The organism is Bradyrhizobium sp. IAR9 (assembly GCF_013408065.1).
In the GTDB taxonomy this organism is placed as follows: Bacteria; Pseudomonadota; Alphaproteobacteria; order Rhizobiales; family Xanthobacteraceae; genus Bradyrhizobium.
Genome location: NZ_JACBZW010000005.1, coordinates 462,007 through 477,792 on the forward strand (window position 1 = coordinate 462,007; position 15,786 = coordinate 477,792).

The following is a 15,786-nucleotide window of genomic DNA, read 5'->3' on the forward strand; positions in this document are numbered from 1 at the left end:
TGCAGAGCCGGGGCCCATGTATCAGCACGTGCTGCGGCTTCCTGGGTCCCGGCTCTGCGCAGCAGCGTAAGAACGCTGCAGCGCGTTCCGGGGATACGAGAGCTTCGCATCACCGTCATAGTCTCTAACGCCCACTAACCAACACCTGACTTAAAACTGTCATAATCGCCGAATGGAACCCGCGCCTGCGGCCTTTTTACATGTCGTTAAGCGCAGCTGCATTGGATGCGCCGGGAAAGTGCGTTGGGGACTGCCATGAATGCCGCGAAGAAAGTGTCGGGAAAACCGGCCGCCGAAATGTTCGACGACATCCCGGTGCTTCAGCGCAAATGGCGTGCCGCGCTGAAGCCGGGCGATCGGCTGCCGCGCTATGAGGACGTGATGCTCGGCAGTCTCGGACGGCTCGCCGATCACATCGCGCTATTGAGGAACGACGGCACGCTCGAACTGTCACGCAGCGGACGCTACGTGCAAAAATGGCTCGGCGAGGAGCGTTGGGATATCCCCGTCGCCGAATTGTCGCCGGATTGCGCCACCGCGCTGTCGGAAGCGGCGACGAGCGCGCTTGCCAATGGACGACCCTATCAGGCCAGCGCGCATTGCGTGCGCGACGGCATGGTCCGGACCTACGATGTGCTGGCGCTGCCGACGGCCTCGCGCTGGGGCGCCACGCTGGTCGGCGCCTATATCAACGAGCGCGGCACCCAGTACAATCTGCTGGACGCGATCTTCGCCTCGACCGACGACGCGGTGATCTCGCTGGCGACGCTGCGCGATGCCGGCGGCAAGCCGTCCGATCTCCAGGTCGTGCACCACAACAACAGCGCAAGCGCGCTGCTATGTCGCGACCGGAAACCTGTTGTGGCGGCGGATCGGCAAGGGCAACACGCTGCTGGCCTCGCCCGAGATCATGGACTTTTTGCTCAAGGCCGTCGCGGGCGGCCGCGGCGAGCAGCTCGAGATCGAGAGCGAGGGCCGGCATCTGCGCCTCAGCGCCACGGCCTTCGCCGACGTGGTCTCGTTGACGATCTCCGATGTCACCGCGCTGAAGCGGCGCGACGCCTCGTTCCGCCTGCTGTTCGACAGCAACCCGGTGCCGATGTGGGTGTTCGACGCGCAGACCAAGGAATTCCTTGGCGTCAACGACGCCGCGGTCCAGCATTACGGCTACAGCCGCGCCACCTTCCTGCGCATGAAGCTGCACGAGATCTGGCCGGAGGACGAGTGGGACAGCCACGCCGAGGCGCTGGAGCGCGTCGGCGAGGCCTACCACTCATCGCGCAACTGGCGGCATTTGCGCGCCGACGGCAGCGAGATCGAGGTGCTCACCTTCGGCCGCCGCGTCGCCTTCGACGATCGCGACGGCTATCTGGTCGCGGTGGTCGACATCACCGAACGGCGCAAGGCCGAGGCGCGCATCGCGCACATGGCCCACCATGACGGGCTCACCGACCTGCCGAACCGCGAATATTTCCAGGAGCGGCTGAAGCAGGCGCTGGAGCAGGCGGCGGGAAGACGGGTCGGCGTGCTCTACATCGATCTCGACCTGTTCAAGAACATCAACGATTCCTTCGGTCATCCCGTCGGCGACCGCCTGCTCAAGGACGTCGCCGAGCGCCTGACCCTTGCCGTCCGCGGCGGCAATCTGGCGGCGCGGCTCGGCGGCGACGAATTCGCGGTGATCCTTGCCGCCGACGTCTCGCCGAACGAGGCCAGCGCCTGCGCTGGCCTGCTGATCGACATGCTGAAGGCGCCCTACGATCTCGACGGCCAGGAGATGGTGATCGGTGCCAGCATCGGCATCGCGCTGTCGCCCGGCGACGGCGCGACGCCGGAAGAGCTGATGCGCAATGCCGACATGGCGCTGTACCGGGCGAAGTCCGACGGCGGCGGCGTGCACCATTTCTTCGAGCGCGAGATGGACCTGCAGGCGCAAAAGCGCCGCGACATGGAGCTCGATCTGCGGCGTGCGTTCGCCAATGGCGAGTTCGAGCTGCACTACCAGCCGCTGGTGTCGATCGCCTCCGACCGCATCTCCGGCTTCGAGTCGCTGCTGCGCTGGCGTCATCCGGACAAGGGCATGATCTCGCCGGCGGAGTTCATCCCGGTTGCCGAGGACATTGGCCTCATCACCCAGTTAGGGGAGTGGGTGCTGCGCGAAGCCTGCGCCGAGGCCGTCAAATGGCCTGCCGACGTCAAGGTCGCGGTCAATCTGTCGCCGGCGCAATTCCGCAGCCGCAACCTGGTGCAAATCGTGATCTCGGCGCTGGCGCAGTCCGGCCTGTCGCCGCGGCGGCTCGAGCTCGAAATCACCGAGTCGATCTTCCTGGCCGAGACCGACGCCAATCTCGCCATCCTGCACCAGCTCCGCGAGCTCGGCGTCAGCATCTCCATGGATGATTTCGGCACCGGCTATTCCAGCCTGAGCTATCTCAGGAGCTTCCCGTTCGACAAGATCAAGATCGACCGCTCGTTCGTCAAGGATCTGGCGCAGCGGCCCGATTGCAGCGCGATCGTGCGCGCGATCTCCGGGCTCGGCCGCAGCCTCAACATCACCACGACCGCGGAGGGCGTCGAGACCGAGGATCAGCTCGACTGGCTGCGCGCCGAGGGCTGCAACGAGGTGCAGGGCTTTCTGTTCAGTGCGGCGCGGCCTGCGGCCGAGATCGCAAAGCTGCTCGCCGATTTCGGTCAGCGCGCCTCACGGGCGGCGTAGTCCCTCGGGGTAGCAGTCGTAGACCAGCGCCTTGAAGGCGGGCGTGATGCGGCTGCGCTCGTTCTGGGTCTGCTGCATCATGAGGTAGACCATGTGGAGCTTGGGATCGACGCCGAAATAGGTGCCGCTCCCAGAGTCCCATTTCAGCTCGCCGAGCGAGCCCGGCGGCGGCGGTTTGGCGTTGCCGGGATCGGTCCGCACCGCAAGGCCGTAGCCATAGCCGAAGCCGTCACCCGGGAAATAGAAATAATCGCGTCCGACGCCGGAGCCGGGTCCGATGTGATCGGTCGTCATGGCCTTGAACGCGGCAGGGCTGAGATAGCGCTTGCCCTCGAATTCGCCGCCGTTGAGCAGCATCTGCGAGAAGCGCTGATAGTCGGTGATGGTCGAGAGCAGGCCGCCGCCGCCGGATTGCCATTCGGGATGATCGAGGCGGTCGCGCTCGGCGGCGAGCAGGATGAAATCGTTCGGCAGCGGCCGCGCCATCCGCGCGAGCTCGTCTTCGGTCGCCAGCGTGAATTTGGTGCTGCTCATGCCGAGCGGGTCGAAGATGCGCTGTTTCAGGAACTGATACAGCGTCTGGCCCGAGATGATCTCGATGACGCTGCCGAGCACGTCGGTGGAATGGCCGTAGCGCCACAGCGTTCCCGGCTGCCGCGCCAGCGGCAGCTTGGCGATGCGGTCGGCGAATTCCCTGTTGTTGAATTGGCCTTCGAAGATGTTGGCGGCCTTGTAGGCCTGCTCGACCCATTTGCCGCCGATATAATCGTAGCTGATGCCCGAAGTGTGCCGCAGCAAATCCTCGATGTTGACGGGGCGGACCGGCGGCACGAGATCGAGCTCCAGCTTGCCGTTGGGCAGGGTGACCTCGAGACCGACCTTGGTGTCGGCAAACAGGGGAACGTATTTCGACACGGGGTCGGTGAGCGCGAGCTTGCCTTCGTCGATCAGCATCATCGCGCCAAGGCAGGTGATCGGCTTGGTCATCGAGTGGATCGCGAAGATCGTATCCGGCGTCATCGCAAGACTGGTCCTGACGTCGCGCACGCCAAACGTCTTCAGATAGACCGGCTTGCCGTGCTGCTGCACCAGGATCACGGCGCCCGGCAACCGGCCGCTTCCCACCTCGTTGTCGAAATACGCCGTGATGCGGTCGAGCCCGTCGGGCGAGGGGGCGGGGATGTCGGCGGCGCGGCTTCGTGCCATCGTGCCGGCCAGCAGCGCGGCCCCGACCAGAAAATCACGACGCTTCATCCCGGCTTCCTCCCTGGCCGGGATCAAAGCCGCAAGACGCCAGAGGCGTCAACAAGCCTTCGATTAAAAACGCGTCACGATTTCCGAAAGGAACGGCCGCGGACGGTCTTCGCTCGGCTTGGTCGGCGTGCCCACGTGGATGAAGCCGGCGAGCTTTTCGTCCGGCTTGAGGCCGAGGCCATCGAGCACCTCGCGATCGAACGAGAACCAGCCGGTCAGCCAGCAGGCGCCGTAGCCGAGCGCGGTCGCGGCCGTGACGATGTTCATGGCGCTGGCGCCCGCCGACAATTCCTGCTCGAACGCCGGCACCTTCGGATGCGGCCTGGTGAAGCTGACGATGCCGATCACCAGCGGCGCGTCGGTGAGGCGCTTGCGCTCAATCTCGACGTCGGCGGCGGGCGCGCCGGGATTTTTCCGGGCAAACACCTTCGCGATCACCTCGCCGGCGCGCTGGCGGGCGTCGCCCTCGAAGATGATGAAGCGCCAGGGCGCCAGCTTGCCATGGTCGGGCACGCGGGCGCCGATGGTGAGGATGGTCTCGAGCTCGGCCGCCGAAGGGCCGGGTCCGGTCATCTCGCGCGGCTTGACCGAGCGGCGGGTCTTCAGGAGTTCGATGGCGTCGGGCACTGGGAGATCCTCTTCAACTGGTCGTCGGGCGTGCCATGCGGAGATAAGCATGCACGCCCGCAACCGGAAGCGAGTTTAGATCGATTTCAGGGATCAGACCGCGCCCCGCACCCGCTTGACGTCCGGCGGGGTCGCCTCGTCGACCAGGGCGGCGATCGCCTCCTCGGTCGTCATCACCTTCTGGCCGTCGCTGCCGAGGCGGCGGACCGAGACCGAATGCGTCTCGGCCTCCTTCTTGCCGACCACGAGCAGGGCCGGGATCTTGGCCAGCGAGTGCTCGCGGACCTTGTAGTTGATCTTTTCGTTGCGCAGGTCGATCTCGACCCGAAGCCCGGCGCGGCGTGCCTGCTCCATCACCACCTTGGCGTACTCGTCGCCTTCCGAGGTGATGGTGGTGACCACCGCCTGCACCGGCGAGAGCCAGAGCGGGAAGTTGCCGGCATAGTGCTCGATCAGGATGCCGATATAGCGCTCCATCGAGCCGCAGATCGCGCGGTGCACCATGACAGGCGGCTTCTTGCCGCCGTCATGGTCGATGTAGAACGCGCCGAACCGCTCCGGCAGGTTGAAGTCGACCTGCGTGGTGCCGCACTGCCAGTCGCGGCCGATGGCATCGCGCAGCACATATTCGAACTTCGGCCCGTAGAAGGCGCCTTCGCCCGGGTTGATCTCGGTCTTGATGTGATTGTTCTGCGACTGGATCTCGCGCAGCACGGTGGCCATCACGCGTTCGGCGTGATCCCACATCTCGTCGGTGCCGACGCGCTTGTCCGGCCGCGTCGACAGCTTCACCGTGAGATCGCCGGTGAAGCCGAAATCGGCATAGGTGGACAGGATGAGCTCGTTGATCTTCAGGCACTCTTCGGCGAGCTGGTCCTCGGTGCAGAAGATGTGCGCGTCGTCCTGGGTGAAACCGCGCACGCGCATCAGGCCGTGCATGGCGCCGGAGGGCTCATAGCGATGCACCACGCCGAACTCGGCGAGGCGCAAGGGCAGGTCGCGGTAGCTCTTCAGGCCGTGCTTGAAGATCTGCACGTGACCGGGGCAGTTCATCGGCTTGAGCGCAAACCAGCGCTTGTCCTCGGCCTCGTCGCCGGCCGACTGCGCCGCGAACATGTTCTCGCGGTACCAGCCCCAATGGCCCGAGGTCTCCCACAGCACCTTGTCGAGGATCTGCGGCGCGTTGACCTCGCTGTAGTCGCCGGTCAGGCGCCGACGCATATAGGCGATCAGCTGCTGGAAGATGGTCCAGCCCTTCGGGTGCCAGAACACGACGCCCGGACCTTCCTCCTGGAAATGGAAGAGGTCGAGCTCGCGCCCGAGCTTGCGATGGTCGCGCTTCTCGGCTTCCTCGATCTGCTTGAGATAAGCGTCGAGGTCCTCCTGCTTGGCGAAGGCGGTGCCGTAGATGCGGGTCAGCATCGGGTTGTTGCTGTCGCCGCGCCAGTAGGCGCCGGCCACCTTCATCAGCTTGAAGGCGTTGCCGACCTTGCCGGTCGAGGTCATGTGCGGGCCGCGGCACAGATCGAACCAGTCGCCCTGATAGTAGATCTTGATCGGCTCGGTGCCGGGAATGGCGTCGACCAGCTCGACCTTGAAGGCCTCGCCCTTGTCGCGGAACACCTGCTTGGTCTTCTCGCGGTCCCAGACTTCCTTGGTGAAGGGTTTGTCGCGCGCGATGATCTCGCGCATCTTCTTCTCGATTGCGGCAAAGTCTTCCGGCGTGAACGGCTCGTTGCGGAAGAAGTCGTAATAGAAGCCGTTCTCGATCACGGGACCGATGGTGACCTGCGTGCCCGGCCACAGCGTCTGCACGGCCTCAGCCAGCACGTGGGCGCAATCGTGGCGGATCAATTCGAGCGCGCGCGGATCGTCGCGGCTGATCAGCTCGAGCTTGGCGTCGGCCTCGATGGGATCGTTGAGGTCGGCGACGACGCCGTCGAGCGCCATCGCGACCGTGCGTTTGGCCAGCGACGGCGAGATGCCCTTGGCGATATCGAGGCCGGTGATGCTTTGGTCGTATTGACGCTGGGCGCCGTCCGGGAAGGTGAGGGTAACTTTGGCGGCGGGGGTCACGGGCTTCAGATTGCTGAGGGAATATTGGAAGCCGGATTCGGACTTCGGCTGGTCCTTGGACTGGTCAGTCATTGCTTTTCTCCTGAGGCTCACTCCTGCGAACGAGCGCAGGTAAGCGGGAACGAGCGATATATCAGGCGATTCGGCCTGCGCAATCCGGCAATTCCAAGAAAATCGGCGCATAAAACGGGCGTGCGCACGAACTATTTCGCACCGGCCCTTTAACTGGCCCGGCGGCTGCTCTACATGCACTTGCATGGAAAATGCACGCGCCCCGCGTTTCGCGCCAACCGCCTCGATGCTCGGCAATCTCGTCACTGGCTGCTCGGTGCTGGCGCCGGCGGGCATGCTGCCGGAGTTGGCGACGGGGCTCGACGTCAGCATTCATGCGGCCGGGCTCCTCATCACCTTCGGCGCGATCACGCTGTGCATCGGCTCGCCGCTGACGGCCTGGCTGACAAGCCGCATCGAACGGCGGACGCTGCTCACGACGACGCTGGCGGTGCTCGCCTTCAGCAATCTCGCCTCGGCCTTTGCACCCGATTACACCAGCCTCCTCGCCATCCGTCTCGTGATGCTCGCGGTCGGTGCGCTCTACACGCCGCAGGCCGCCGGCACGGCGGCGTTGATCGTGCCGGTGGAGCGGCGGGGCAGTACCATCGCCTATATCTTCCTCGGCTGGTCGCTGGCTGCCGCCGTTGGCCTTCCGCTGATCACCTTCATCGCCAGCCGCTATGGCTGGCGCGCAGCCTATGGCGAGATCGGCGCGCTCGGCTGCATCAGTTTCCTCTTGTTGCTGCTGCGTCTGCCGGCAGGCCTGAAAGGCGCGCCGGTGGACCTGAAGACCTGGCGCGACGTCGGCCGCAACAGCACAATTCTGCTGCTGCTGGCGATCACCATGCTGCAAATGTCGGGGCAGTTCGTGGTGTTCACCTTCATGGGCCCGTTGCTCAAGAAGCTCACCGGTGCCGGTCCCGATGCGGTCGGCATGGTGTTCGCGCTTTACGGCGTCTGCGGCTTCCTCGGCGTCGTCATCGCCACCCGCATCGTCGACACCTCGGGCCCCTATCGGACCTCGCTGCTGTTCACCTGCCTGCTGCTTGCGGGCATCACGGGCTGGGCGCTCGGCGCCGGCACGCTAGCCTTCATGACGGTCGGAGTCGCGATCTGGGGCCTCGGCTTTGCCTCGACCAATTCGATGCAGCAGGTGCGGCTGGTCGCGGCCGCGCCGCCGCTGGCATCGGCGACCGTCGCGCTCAATACGTCCGTCCTCTATATCGGCCAGGCGGTCGGCTCCGCCGTCGGCGGGCTGCTGTTCGCCCGCGAACTCCTGCATGCGCTCGGCTTCGTCGCGGTCGGTTTCGTCGTGCTGGCGCTGATCCTGGTGGTCCTGACCCGGCCCCGGCCTGCGGCCGCAACGGCCTGAATCCCGCGGCTTCGTGTACGCAATGTGCTTGGCAAACCGCGCGCGGGAGCGCTAGAACGCCGGTCATGGGGACCAAAGAGAGTTGACTGAAATGAGGATGATTCTGGCGGTTGCCGCGGTGCTCTATTCAGCCTCCGCGTTTGCGCAAGCCGACAAGCCACCGATGGTGGGGGACAAGCCCTTGGTGCAGGTCAAGCCCAAGGGGACGAAGGAGGCAGCGGCCAAGCCGGCCGCAGCGCCGAAGGGCAAGCCGCAATCGATCGCGGCCCGGCTCCAGGCCTGCCTCGAGCTCGACGACGGCACCAAGGACCGCCTCAACTGCTACGACGCGGTGATCGCGCCGGCGCCGAAGCCGAAGCCGGCGAAGGCCAAGGGCTACGCCGATTGCCGCTTCTTGAAGGAAGAGGACGAGCGGCTGGCCTGCTTCAACGGCTTTGCCGAGAGCATTCCGAAGCTGCCCAAGAGCTAGTACTGACAAGAGCTGATCGTAGACGAGCTGAAGCTCAGTCGCTGATCCGGCTCAGCACGGCCCGGAAGGCAACGCCCGGCGCCTGCAAGGCGTTGCCTTCGAATTCCGCGTTGTCGCCGTCCTCCCGGCCGGCGAGCGCCAGCGTGATCCGGTCGGTGCCGAACAGCGCCTTGAAGGAGGGGTCGTCGTTGTAGCGCTGGGTCGAGATCTTGACCTTGATGCTGTCGCCTTCGCCCTGATAGGTGCCGATGAAGGCGAAAGCGGAATTGCCCCCGCGCATCTTGCCATCCATCACATAGACGACGCCGCAGCCCGTTCCATGAACGGTATGGAAGTCGACCTTGTACAATCCCTGACGCACTGCCTGTCCCCACCGAATTCCAATCGCAAACTGGCCGGCAAACTATGAGCCTTGCTGGCGGAAGCAATCCGGTGGCACCCGGGGATGTCGGCCATCAACATTACATTTTGATCAGAGCCTGAGGGAATTGCAGGCAATGCAGCCGGACACCGGCTGGACCAACATCCAAACCTATCGGCTCGATGCGCCGGAACTGGTGGCGGCCACGCGGGTCAGCGCCAGCGCCGGCGTCGCCGACATCTTCACCAGCACATCCTTGAGTGGATCCCGCGTCCAGGCGCGGGTGACGTAGTCGCGATGGGTGATGCCCTCGCCGGTCTCGACGAACACCACGCTGCCGGGACGCAACGGGCCGTCCATGTCCTCTGCGACGCTGATGCCCTTCTGCCGGAGCATGCTCATCAGCTCGCGATCGCGCCGCGCGGTGTGGCGGGTGTAGGCGCTGACGAAGAAGCCGGAACGGTGGTTCTCGATCCAGGACGCGAACTTGTCCATCTCGCCATAGACGGCGTCGAGCAGCACGACGCCGCGGACGCGGTCGCTGATGCCGCCGACCTCGAGGCTCCAGGCCGTCGGCAGGAAGCCGCCGCTGTAGCCGACGATCACGATCGGCATGTTGGCGAAGGCGCGGGCGCTGTTGGGATCGCCGGTGACGCGGGCGAGGTGGTCGGCCGATTCCGCCATGAAGCGCTTGAAGCCGCCAGGTTGCCAGAACTTGCCGGCGCTGGAATCGGCGGCATCGACGGCCATCTGGGGGGCGAGCAGCACGGCATTGGCGCCGGAATCGGTGATCTGCTTCGGCACCAGCTGGCGATCACGCACGTCGCGTTCGAGCGTTGCGCCATTGCCGTGGAAGAACACCACGATCACGCCGGGCTTGCGGACGTCGAAATGCTCGGGCACGTGCATCAGCACGCGGCTGTCATTGTAGGTCTCGTCCTGCCAGAACACGCGACCGGAATAGCTGCGATGGCCGCGGCGGTCGCCCTTGGCGACGTTGAGGAACGGCGCGTCGGAAGCGGGGTTGTTGCCGAAATAGGGGAAGGCCGACGACTTCATGCTGACCAGCGTCGTCAGGTCGTCGCGGGGCGAACGCTTGTAGGGGACCTGCGGCTCGAGCGAAGCGACCTTGTAGGGGGCCTGCTCCGGGGGCGATTGCTGCACGGCCCGCTTCGGCGAGAAGTCCGACATCTGCCGCTGCAGAAAACTCTCGCTCGCCGAGGGGAAGCGCTCCCCGAATTGCGGGGCGGGGAAGCGATCCTCGAACGTGTCGCCGCTCGCGACTTGCTGATTTGTCTTCGCAACGACCTGAACATTGGCCTGCGAATTCGCCGCGAGGGCCGCCGGATTGGGCGCCTTGCCGCATTGAACCAGTGTCAGCGAAAGCGGCACCAAGGCTGAGATCAGGCCGACCCGGAGCGCATGACCGCGCGCACCGGACGACGTCCGGTCGGCACGCATGTCAGCTCTCAATTTCGGAACGGCCCCGACCATCCACCCATGACCCCAAAGTCACGTCCATCGGCGTATTAAGAGACAATTGAGCCGACCGGCGTTTAGGTGACGTTAAGCGTCCGGAGAACTTCCCCACATCCGGAACGCTCAAAAGGACCATGCAATCGTGTCCTGATTGTGGGGGAGGGGGACGGGCTTTCCCGGGGCTGGCGCAGCTTTAGCGCTTGGGAGCAGAATAAGCGGTGTTCAATTACCTGCTTCCGTCGCCTCATTTAGCCCTTGTTAACCCTGCTTGAATTGACTGGGCCAACCTGCACGATGCGCCCATGAGGCACGACGCCTGAGGTTAAGGACCCCGATGACGGCATCAAATGCGGGAACCGCGCCCTGGACTGGCCGGCTGACCGGAAGCGGGACCGGGGTCTCAGTTCTGGTCGCAACCGCCATCGTCGTGGCCGACATGATCGGGGTCGGCGTCTTCACCAGCCTCGGCTTCCAGGTCAAGGACATCCCGTCCGGCTTCTCGATCCTGCTGCTGTGGACCGTCGGCGGCATCGTCGCGCTGTGCGGGGTGTTCGCCTATAGCGAGCTCGGGGCGATGTTTCCGCGCTCGAGCGGCGAGTACAATTTCCTCGGTCGCGCCTATCATCCCGCCTTCGGCTTTCTCGCCGGCTGGGTGTCGGCGACGGTCGGCTTCGCAGCGCCCGTCGCGCTCGCCGCGATGGCGTTCGGCGAATACGCCAAATCGGTCGTGCCCGATCTGCCGCCGATCCCGCTCGCCATCGCCGTGGTGTGGCTGGTCTCGCTCGTGCAACTGACAGGCGTCAGGCACTCCTCGACCTTCCAGCTGATCGCGACGATCATCAAGGTCGCGCTGATCGTCGCCTTCCTGGTCGCCGGCTTCGTCATCGCTGCCCCGCAACCGATCACCTTCGCGCCGCAGCCGGGCGATCTCGCCCACATCGTTAGCGCGCCGTTTGCGATCGGGCTGGTCTTCGTGATGTATTCGTTCTCGGGCTGGAACGCCGCGACCTACATCATCGGCGAGATGAACATGCCGCAGCGGAATCTGCCGCGCGCGCTGCTGGCGGGCACGCTGATCGTGCTCGTGCTGTACGTCGCGCTGAATGCAGTGTTTCTCCATTCGACGCCGGTCGGTGCGCTTGCCGGTCAGCTCGATGTCGCCAGCGTCGCCGGTAGCGCCATCTTCGGCAGCCTCGGCGGTCGGATCGTCGGCGCGATGATCTGCGTTGGCCTGATCTCCTCGATCAGCGCGATGATGTGGATCGGCCCGCGCGTGATGATGACGATGGGGGAGGACATTCCCGCCTTATGCGTGTTCTCGAAGCGATCGGCGAGCGGCGCACCGGCCTATGCGATTCTGTTTCAGCTCGCCGTCGCCAATCTGCTGCTGTTCACGCGCAGCTTCGAGGCGGTGCTCGACTTCATCCAGTTCGCACTGTTGTTCTGCTCGTTCTTCACGGTCGCCGGCGTCATCAAGCTGCGCATCACCGATCCCGATTTGCCGAGGCCCTATCGCGCCTGGGGATACCCGTTCACGCCCCTGGTTTTCCTGCTCGTGACTGCGTTCATGATGTACTACCTGTTGACCGAGCGGCCGCTGCAGTCGCTCGCGGGGATGCTCGTCATGCTCTCGGGCCTAGTGATTTATGCTGTTTTCCGCAGGCGGCCGGTCGCCGCTGGCAATTCACACGATCGCACATAGACATGTTTCGTCCCCTCAGAATTGCGGTCACAGCTCTTGCCCTGCTGGCCGCGGCCGTCTCGTCCGCCCGCGCCGCCGACGCCACCTTCGATGACACCGCGCGCTTCCTCGCGGGCATGCAGCCCTCGGCGGACTCGCCACTGGTGGCGCTCACGAAGGACCCAGGCTGGCAGCGCCACGCAAAATTCTTCGACGGCGCCTTCGCCCAGCTCGAACAGCGCCAGCTCTCCAAGATCCGCGATTGGGCCGACGTCAATCTCGCCGCGCCCCGGCCGACCATGTTCTACATGTTCAGCGGCCCCGATTTTCTCTACGCCAACGCCTTCTATTCCAAGGCCAGCACCTACGTGCTTGGCGCGCTGGAGCCGGTTGGCGCCGTGCCCGATTTGACCCGGCTGCCGCGCGGTTCGATCGGCGCCGCGCTCTACAATGTCGAGCGCTCGCTCGGCTCGATCCTGAGCTTTTCCTTCTTCATCACCAAGCAGATGAAGGTCGACCTGCACGCCAACCAGGTCAACGGCACCTTGCCGATCCTTTATGTTTTCCTGGCGCGCTCCGGCAAGACCATCCGCAACGTCGAGATGATCGCGCTCGACGACAAGGGGGGCTTGCGTGTCGGCGACGACAATCCGGGCCGTAACGCGACGCGCGGCGTTCGCATCACCTTCGCCGGCAGCGACGGGGAAACGCGCACGCTGTATTATTTCTCGACCGATCTTTCCAATTCCGGCGCGCGCAACACCGGATTCTTGAAATTCTGCGAGACGCTCGGGCCCGGCAACAGCCTGCTCAAGAGCGCGTCCTATCTCATGCACTCCGGAAACTTCACCGTCGTTCGCGACTGGTTGCTTGCCAACAGCGCCACCATCATCCAGGACGATTCCGGCATTCCGCTTGCGAACTACGGCGCGCGGCAATGGCGTTTCTTCCCGTTCGGCCGCTATCTCGGGCCGATCGACGAATTCCCCGGCCGCTACCAGGAGCGCTACGCCGAGTTGTTCACCCGGGCCCAGCCGATCGATTTCGGCGTCGGCTACCGCTGGCGGATGCACGAATCCAATTTGCTGCTGGCGGTGAGGGTGCCGGGCATCGAAACGGCGCCGGGCGGGGAGGCCACCTCGTCGGCCGATCCGACGCCGAAACCGCCGCGTCCAAAACGGCTGCGGCCGCCCGAGCCGATCCCGCCGCCGCCCGGGCGCTTTTACTGGTTCCGATAATCACCAGTGCACGCTCTGGCTCGGTACGATGAACGCAGTCGTGCTCGGCGCGGTGGCTAAACTCGTCGCCAGATACCAGCCGGAGCCAAGCACGAGCGCCAGCAAGGCGACGATCGCGAGCAGATCCAAGGTTCTGGGGTCGTGGTGCCGCCTGGAGCCGGGGGTGGGCCCAGGCCTGAAGTGAGAAAGCCCGAAGTGAAAAGGCCTAAAGTGAAGATGAGGGCTGATTTTCCAGCGCATTGTTGTTTCCTCCCGGGGGAGCATCAAAACAACGCGGGAAGAACCCTTACGGTTCCCCTCAGGCCACCGATGCTCAGAGCATCGCAGCACTCTCAGGATGCATTGACGCCGCGCCAACGGCCGTAGCGCCAGGGCAGATACCAGTGTGCGCCTGGCGGTGCGGTGAGCGGTACATTGTCGATGCCCGACGTGCCGAACGGATTGCAGCGGAGCAGGCGCGCGAGCGTCATCCAGCCGCCGGCCCAGAGACCGAAGCGTTCGATCGCCTCGTCGCCATAGACGGAGCAGGTCGGCAGATGCCGGCAATTGTAACCAACCAGGGGCGACAGCGTGTGCCGGTAGAGCCAGATCAGCGCACGGCCGAATCTGCGCGGGAGCCGGAGCACATCTTCGACCGGACTGGAACAATGCTCGCAGGCTGAATGCTTCATGGGCGCTTTGCTGCAATGTTGATCGAGGTGTTGCACAGTTCCGGCGCAGGGAACTGTAAGCTGTTGTTTGCGCGCCATATTTTGCGTGCTTTTTGGGAGCAGTGCAGCAAGTAGCTGTGGACGATCTGTATTCCCACGGATACCATTTTTGTGACGTCCATGTGTAGAAACATACGCCTGTATGATGGACTCAGAGGGCGCTACCAAGGATTGTTGGGGACCTTAGGGGCTTGGGGAAGGAACCAGATTGAGACTTCTGAACTCCCTTAATCTTCGCGGCTGGTTGCTGGTGGGAACCGCCGTCTGTGGAGTCGTGCTGGCTGGCGCCGTCGCGACACTCGGGTCATCGGCTCGCGCGGGTGTTGCTCTCGAAGAGCGCAAGCTGCCGATGAAGTTCAACTGGATTGCCTGCGAGCCGAACTGCCGCGGCTGGGTCAGCGCGGTCGGCATCATCACCGCTGACACACCGAAGGATTTCGAGGAGTTTTCCCGCGGACGCCAGCTCGGCGGCGCCACCGTGGTGCTCGATTCCAGCGGCGGTTCCGTCAACGACGCGATCACCCTCGGCCGACGTTTCCGCAATCTCGGACTCCTGACCACGGTCGGCGTAAGTCTCCGCGGCGGGCAGTCTGGCCGCCCGGCGGTTGCGCCAGAGGCCTATTGCGAATCCATGTGCGTGTTCCTGCTGCTGGCCGGCAAGAAGCGCTACGTGCCGGAAGCTGCCCATGTCCGCGTCCATCAGATCTGGATGGGCGACCGCGCCGACGATGCGAAGGCGGCGAGCTACAGCGCGCAGGACCTGATGATCGTCGAACGCGACATCGGCCGGCTCGCCAAATACACCTTCGACATGGGCGGAGCCGGCGATCTGCTGTCGCTCGCGCTCAGCGTGCCGCCCTGGGAAGACCTGCATGAGCTGGACGCCGGCGAGCTCAAGCTCACCAATCTCGTGACCACCGATCTCGTCGCCGACGTGCTGCCGCATGTGGACATCTCCGCCCCGGCAATGGCGGAGCTTGCGCCGAAGACGCAGGCGAGGTTCGGCGCGGAACCGGAGCAGTCGCAAGCTGCCAAGTCGACCAAGACGGCGGAAGCCCTGGTGCCGACCGGCGGCGTGGCCGCGCCGGCTCCGGCGACGCAGAAGTAAGCTCTGAAATCTTGATCATGATTCCGGGTTCGTCGCTTGGCGACGCCCCAGAATGACCTAGGGAAGTTCAGCCCTGCGCCGCAGCCGGCTGCTTGGCCTTGGCTTCGATCTGGCCAATGGCGTCGACCACCGCATCGAAGGTCAGGAGCGTCGAGGCGTGCCGCGCCTTGTAGTCGCGGACCGGCTCGAGGAATTTGATCTCCTCCCATTTGCCTTCAGGAGGCGCACCGTTTTCCTTCAGCATCTTGCGAACAGTTTCGCGTAACTCACGGAGTTCGCTCGCAGTCGAGCCGACGATGCGACTTGCCATGATGGATGAGGAGGCTTGTCCGAGCGCGCAGGCCTTCACGTCATGGGCGAAGTCGGTGACCCTGTCGCCCTCCATCTTGAGATCGACCTTCACGGTCGAGCCGCACAGCTTGGAGTGGGCGGTGGCGGAGGCATCGGGGTCCGGCAGCCGTCCGAGGCGCGGAATATTCCCGGCCAATTCGATGATCCGCTTGTTGTAGATGTCGTTCAGCATGTGATGGGGTCCAGCACTTCCGCATCGGATCGGCCTTGGCGGGCGCCGTCCACGGTCCTATATAGGGTCGGAACTGGCGGAAAAACAGTCCAGCGGCGGTGGCGACAGGCCATGCGGC

At 64.7% G+C, this 15,786-nt stretch carries 13 protein-coding genes and 1 pseudogene; 6 read left to right on the forward strand and 8 right to left on the reverse strand.

Annotated elements, in window-relative coordinates; all coding sequences use genetic code 11:
* The first annotated feature begins 255 nt into the window (after nucleotides 1–255).
* Nucleotides 256–2,716, forward strand: a pseudogene (locus tag GGD67_RS17005) (putative bifunctional diguanylate cyclase/phosphodiesterase).
* On the opposite strand, the gene GGD67_RS17010 reads toward GGD67_RS17005, so the two are convergent.
* The 3 genes from GGD67_RS17010 to thrS form a co-directional block, all read right to left on the reverse strand.
* Nucleotides 2,702–3,970 (reverse strand): serine hydrolase, encoded by a 1,269-nt coding sequence (locus GGD67_RS17010; RefSeq protein ID WP_179734341.1) that lies wholly within the window; start codon nucleotides 3,968–3,970, stop codon nucleotides 2,702–2,704. The pseudogene GGD67_RS17005 and the gene GGD67_RS17010 sit on opposite strands and share 15 nt — an antisense overlap.
* A gap of 63 nt (nucleotides 3,971–4,033) precedes the next feature.
* Nucleotides 4,034–4,597 carry a nitroreductase gene (locus GGD67_RS17015; protein ID WP_018322150.1) on the reverse strand — a complete coding sequence of 188 codons (564 nt, stop codon included), beginning with the start codon at nucleotides 4,595–4,597 and terminating at the stop codon, nucleotides 4,034–4,036.
* 93 nt (nucleotides 4,598–4,690) lie between these two features.
* Nucleotides 4,691–6,745, reverse strand: coding sequence for a threonine--tRNA ligase (gene thrS / locus GGD67_RS17020; protein WP_018322151.1), 2,055 nt, complete (start codon nucleotides 6,743–6,745; stop codon nucleotides 4,691–4,693).
* A gap of 184 nt (nucleotides 6,746–6,929) precedes the next feature.
* Between thrS and GGD67_RS17025 the strand changes: the two genes are divergently transcribed.
* A complete protein-coding gene (locus GGD67_RS17025) occupies nucleotides 6,930–8,099 on the forward strand; it encodes an MFS transporter (protein WP_179734343.1) in 1,170 nt (389 codons plus the stop codon).
* A 91-nt stretch (nucleotides 8,100–8,190) separates the two neighbouring features.
* Complete coding sequence (locus GGD67_RS17030; protein WP_179734345.1) at nucleotides 8,191–8,568, forward strand: hypothetical protein; 378 nt, start codon at nucleotides 8,191–8,193, stop codon at nucleotides 8,566–8,568.
* A gap of 34 nt (nucleotides 8,569–8,602) precedes the next feature.
* On the opposite strand, the gene GGD67_RS17035 is transcribed toward GGD67_RS17030, so the two are convergent.
* Nucleotides 8,603–8,929, reverse strand: a complete 327-nt coding sequence (locus GGD67_RS17035) for a GrlR family regulatory protein (RefSeq protein ID WP_179734347.1) — start codon at nucleotides 8,927–8,929, stop codon at nucleotides 8,603–8,605.
* A gap of 171 nt (nucleotides 8,930–9,100) precedes the next feature.
* Complete coding sequence (locus GGD67_RS17040) at nucleotides 9,101–10,390, reverse strand: alpha/beta hydrolase (protein WP_246783199.1); 1,290 nt, start codon at nucleotides 10,388–10,390, stop codon at nucleotides 9,101–9,103.
* A gap of 352 nt (nucleotides 10,391–10,742) precedes the next feature.
* On the opposite strand from GGD67_RS17040, the gene GGD67_RS17045 reads away from it, so the two are divergent.
* Complete coding sequence (locus GGD67_RS17045) at nucleotides 10,743–12,110, forward strand: APC family permease (RefSeq protein WP_179734351.1); 1,368 nt, start codon at nucleotides 10,743–10,745, stop codon at nucleotides 12,108–12,110.
* A 2-nt stretch (nucleotides 12,111–12,112) separates the two neighbouring features.
* Nucleotides 12,113–13,327 (forward strand): hypothetical protein, encoded by a 1,215-nt coding sequence (locus GGD67_RS17050; RefSeq protein ID WP_179734353.1) that lies wholly within the window; start codon nucleotides 12,113–12,115, stop codon nucleotides 13,325–13,327.
* Here the strand turns inward: GGD67_RS17050 and GGD67_RS40170 are convergent, their stop codons facing one another.
* The gene (locus tag GGD67_RS40170) at nucleotides 13,328–13,567 is read right to left on the reverse strand and encodes a hypothetical protein (protein WP_026202694.1); all 240 of its coding nucleotides are present in this window, start codon (nucleotides 13,565–13,567) and stop codon (nucleotides 13,328–13,330) included.
* A gap of 92 nt (nucleotides 13,568–13,659) precedes the next feature.
* Nucleotides 13,660–13,998, reverse strand: a complete 339-nt coding sequence (gene yidD, locus GGD67_RS17060; protein ID WP_179734355.1) for a membrane protein insertion efficiency factor YidD — start codon at nucleotides 13,996–13,998, stop codon at nucleotides 13,660–13,662.
* A gap of 247 nt (nucleotides 13,999–14,245) precedes the next feature.
* Between yidD and GGD67_RS17065 the strand changes: the two genes are divergently transcribed.
* The gene (locus GGD67_RS17065) at nucleotides 14,246–15,145 is read left to right on the forward strand and encodes a hypothetical protein (protein WP_179734357.1); all 900 of its coding nucleotides are present in this window, start codon (nucleotides 14,246–14,248) and stop codon (nucleotides 15,143–15,145) included.
* 67 nt (nucleotides 15,146–15,212) lie between these two features.
* Here GGD67_RS17065 and GGD67_RS17070 read toward each other — a convergent pair whose 3' ends face one another.
* Nucleotides 15,213–15,668 carry an iron-sulfur cluster assembly scaffold protein gene (locus tag GGD67_RS17070; RefSeq protein WP_018322160.1) on the reverse strand — a complete coding sequence of 152 codons (456 nt, stop codon included), beginning with the start codon at nucleotides 15,666–15,668 and terminating at the stop codon, nucleotides 15,213–15,215.
* Nucleotides 15,669–15,786 lie beyond the last annotated feature (118 nt).